The 3,360-nt window shown below is 71.1% G+C and carries 6 protein-coding genes; 2 read left to right on the top strand and 4 right to left on the bottom strand.

Features of this window, described 5'->3' with window-relative positions:
• The 3 genes from BN11_RS17730 to BN11_RS17740 all read right to left on the bottom strand — a co-directional run.
• The coding region (locus BN11_RS17730) for an asparaginase (protein WP_048701893.1) at positions 1-471 on the bottom strand (471 nt) is incomplete at its 3' end.
• A 102-nt stretch (positions 472-573) separates the two neighbouring features.
• A complete protein-coding gene (locus tag BN11_RS17735; protein ID WP_048699626.1) occupies positions 574-1,266 on the bottom strand; it encodes a hypothetical protein in 693 nt (230 codons plus the stop codon).
• A 47-nt stretch (positions 1,267-1,313) separates the two neighbouring features.
• Positions 1,314-1,796 (bottom strand): helix-turn-helix domain-containing protein, encoded by a 483-nt coding sequence (locus BN11_RS17740; RefSeq protein ID WP_048699627.1) that lies wholly within the window; start codon positions 1,794-1,796, stop codon positions 1,314-1,316.
• An 89-nt stretch (positions 1,797-1,885) separates the two neighbouring features.
• On the opposite strand from BN11_RS17740, the gene BN11_RS17745 reads away from it, so the two are divergent.
• On the top strand, positions 1,886-2,203 hold the full coding sequence (locus BN11_RS17745) for a DUF2516 family protein (RefSeq protein WP_048699628.1): 318 nt from the start codon (positions 1,886-1,888) through the stop codon (positions 2,201-2,203).
• A gap of 7 nt (positions 2,204-2,210) precedes the next feature.
• Positions 2,211-3,068: a formate dehydrogenase accessory sulfurtransferase FdhD gene (gene fdhD / locus BN11_RS17750; protein WP_048699629.1), complete on the top strand. Its 858-nt coding sequence runs from the start codon at positions 2,211-2,213 to the stop codon at positions 3,066-3,068.
• On the opposite strand, the gene mobA is transcribed toward fdhD, so the two are convergent.
• Positions 3,025-3,360 (bottom strand): molybdenum cofactor guanylyltransferase (mobA, locus tag BN11_RS17755; RefSeq protein WP_048699630.1); only part of this gene is annotated, 336 nt, incomplete at its 5' end. The two genes, fdhD and mobA, sit on opposite strands and share 44 nt — an antisense overlap.

A 3,360-nucleotide genomic window follows, 5' to 3' on the forward strand; every position in this document is an offset into this window, starting at 1 on the left:
CCGCCAGCCCTGGCCGGCGCAGGTGACGAGCATCCCGGCGTGCTTGCCCGAACAGTTCTGGTAGACAGCGCGTTTCGGCTCGCCGCCGGCGATCACCCGGTCCCGCTCGGCGGCATCGTAGGGATAGTCGGGAGTGTTCTGCAGGGCGCTCTCGTCCAGGCTCGCGACGGCGAGGATCTCCCGGGTGCCGGCCAGGTGATAGGGCAGGCCCGAGTGGCTCGAGCAGGCCAGCGCCAGCAGGTGGTCGGGCAGGTCGAGCCCGAGACGGACCATCGCCAGGGCCTGCAGCGGCTTGTTGGCCGATCGCGGGAAGATCGGGCTCACGCCATCGCCGAGCACCCGCTCGATCGAGCCGTCCGCGGCCGTGACGGCGACGCTCGCGCGGTGCACGGATTCGACGAAGCCGCCCCGCAGCATGTGGGCCAGCACGGGCGCTTCGGTCAGGACGGCGGGGGCGTCGGGGGTGCTCACGCCTGGCGAGAGTAGCCCACCGCGGCATACCCGGGCACGGCGAAGGGGGCCCGGGGACTACTCCTCCGGACCCCCTTCACGATGGGGTCAGCCCCGTTGGGCTCAGTCGCCGACCTTCTCGGCGGCCTTCTTGGTGGCCTTGCTGGTGGCGGTGGCCGTCTTGCGGACGTTGGTGCCGGCGGTCTTGGCGGCGGTGCGCGTCTTGGTGGTGCGGTTCTTGGCCGTGGTGGTGGTGCGCTTGGCCGCGGTGCGGGTGCGCTTGACGGCGCCCTCGGCCTCGGCGGCGACCTCCTTGGCGTCCTGGGCCACGGTGTCGCTGACGGAGCCGACGAACTTCGCGGCCTCCTTGCGGCCGGTGGTGAAGGTGGCCTTGGCGGACTTCTCGACGTCCATGAAGGACCTGCGGGCCGTCTCGACGGCGTCCTCGGTCATCTCGACGGTGTGCTTGGCCTGGGCGACGAGGTCCTTGGTGGACTGCTGGTTGCGGATGCGGTCGACGAGCTTCTCGCCACGGGTGACGAGCTCTTCGTACTGCTCCTGCGCCTTCTCGGCCATCTCGCGAGCCTTGGCGGGCGCGTTCTGCAGCTCCTCCATGAGCTCGGCGGCGTTCTCCTGCACCTTGGTGGGCAGGGCAGCGAACTCGGCGCGGTTCTTCTCGGCGGTCTCGCCGGCCTTGATGGTGGCCTCGCGGAACCGCTCGATGAGCAGGTCGGTCATGCCGATGTAGGCGTAGACCGGCGCGGTGGTTTCGGTGACCGCCTTGCGGAGGTCGAACTTCTTGGTGGTCTTGGCCACGATCTTCCTTCTTTCGGTTGCCGGCTCGCGAAAGCCGGGGCGTGGGGTCAGGCGGTGTGCGACGCCTGGGCGGCGGCCTCGGCGGGAGCCTTGGCGGCCGCACGCTTCCGAGCCGGACGCGGGGCCTGCGCCGGCTCGGAAGCGGGGATCTCGGGGGGAGTGGGGGTGGACTCGGCGTCGACGAAGCTGTCGTAGACGGCGAGCAGGGTGCTCTTCTGGCGGCTGGTCAGTCGCGGGTCGGACTTGATGACCGCACGGGTTTCCGGACGAGCGGGGGCGGAGCCCTCGTGGGCGTCGAGAAGGCCGGCGCGGATGTACAAGGACTCCGAGGAAACCTGCAGACCCTTGGCGAGCTGGTTGAGGATCTCGGCGCTCGGCTTCTTCAGACCCCGCTCGATCTGCGACAGATAGGGGTTGGAGACGCCGGCGAGCTCCGAGAGCTGGCGGACGGACAGCCGCGCGGCCTGGCGCTGCTCGCGCAGGTACTCGCCCAGGGTTTGGCCCAGGTCGCCGAGCGGATTCGTCTTCACCCCTCCATTGTGCTTGCTGTAGTTAGCAAAATGCAAACTCGGGTGTCGTGATCTAGGCCACGTGCAGGTCGGTCGCTTATCGTTGGCGCATGTTGCACACCGTCCAGTCCTGGGTGCTGCTGATCCTCGGTGCCGGCGCCCTCGGCCTGGAGGCCTTCGCCGTCGTCGACGCGCTGCGCCGCCGCCCCGACGCCTTCGTCGCCGCGGGGAAGCGGACCAAGCAGTTCTGGACGATCCTGCTCGGCGTCGCCGCCGCGATCGGGTTCGTCACGCTGTTCAGCCCGCTCAACATCTTCGGCCTGCTCGCCGTCGTCGCCGGCGCCGTCTATCTCGCCGATGTCCGCCCGGCCCTCGATCAGGCGCAGGGCAAGGGCGGGCAGCGGATGGGGCCCTACGGCCCTTGGTGACGAGCTGATGGGCCGGGTCACCGCTCGCCTGCCGGTCACCAAGGTGCGGTATGCCGACCCCTCCGGTGCGCGTCGGCGCGCGGACGTCGTCGCGGTGGAGGAGCCGCTCGAGGTCCGGGCGGGCGGGCAGGTGCTCACCGTCACCATGCGCACGCCCGGGGACGATCTCGACCTGGTCCACGGCTGGCTGCTCGCCGAAGGCGTGCTGCGCCGGGCCGAGGACCTGCGCACCGCGCGCTATTGCGCCGGCGCCGTGGAGACCGGCCCGGACGGCACGCCGCAGAACACCTACAACGTCCTCGACGTCGACCTGGCCCCGGAGGCGCTCGCCGCGGTGCCCGCCGCGCAGCGCCTGGGGCTGACGTCCAGTGCGTGTGGGGTCTGCGGCTCGGCCTCCATCGAGGTGCTCGCCGCCAAGCTGCCCGGCGGCGGCCTCGCGGACGTCGACACCACGCTCGATATCGCCACCATCCCGGAGCTGGTCGAGGGGTTGGGCGCCGCGCAGCGCACTTTCGCCAAGACCGGCGGCACCCACGCGGCGGCGCTCTATGGCGCCGGTGGCGAATTGCGTTCTGCGGCAGAGGATGTCGGACGCCACAACGCCGTCGACAAGGTCATCGGCGCGGCCCTGCGCGCCGGCGCCGAGGTGCCGTTCGGCGGCATCCTTCTCGTCTCCTCCCGCGCCTCCTTCGAGATCGTCCAGAAGGCCGCGATGGCCGGCGTGCCGATCGTCATTGCGCTGTCGGCACCGTCTTCGCTGGCCGTCGAGGCGGCCCGGGATCTCGGGATGACGTTGCTGGCCTTCGCGCGCGGCGAGAGCGTCAATATGTATGTCGGTGGGGAGCGTCTTCGCCCGCCGTCGTGATCCGCGCGCGCGCCGTGGCGAGATCCTCCGGCGTGTCGATATCGGCGCTCACCGCCCGCTGGTCGGGGACCTGGACGACCCGCGCCCCGGCATACACCGAGCGCATCGAATCCCGGGCGGACGCGAGCTGAGCGCGCAGGGCGGGCGCGCGCCATACGGAGCAAAGGAACTGCAGCACACCGTCATCGGTGACATAGGCCGCCGCGTCCGCGCCGGGCTCCGCGATCAGGGCAGCGCGCAACTCGGCGAGCGCGGCCGCGTCGACGAAGGGCTGGTCGCCCGCGAGCACCGC

It is taken from the genome of Nostocoides australiense Ben110 (genome assembly GCF_001050535.1).
Classification (GTDB): Bacteria; Actinomycetota; Actinomycetes; order Actinomycetales; family Dermatophilaceae; genus Nostocoides_A; species Nostocoides_A australiense.

Bases quoted from the DNA above. Each gene is read 5' to 3' on its own strand.
- BN11_RS17745 (WP_048699628.1), top strand. From the start codon at position 1,886: ATGTTGCACACCGTCCAGTCCTGGGTGCTGCTGATCCTCGGTGCCGGC.
- fdhD (WP_048699629.1), top strand. From the start codon at position 2,211: ATGGGCCGGGTCACCGCTCGCCTGCCGGTCACCAAGGTGCGGTATGCC.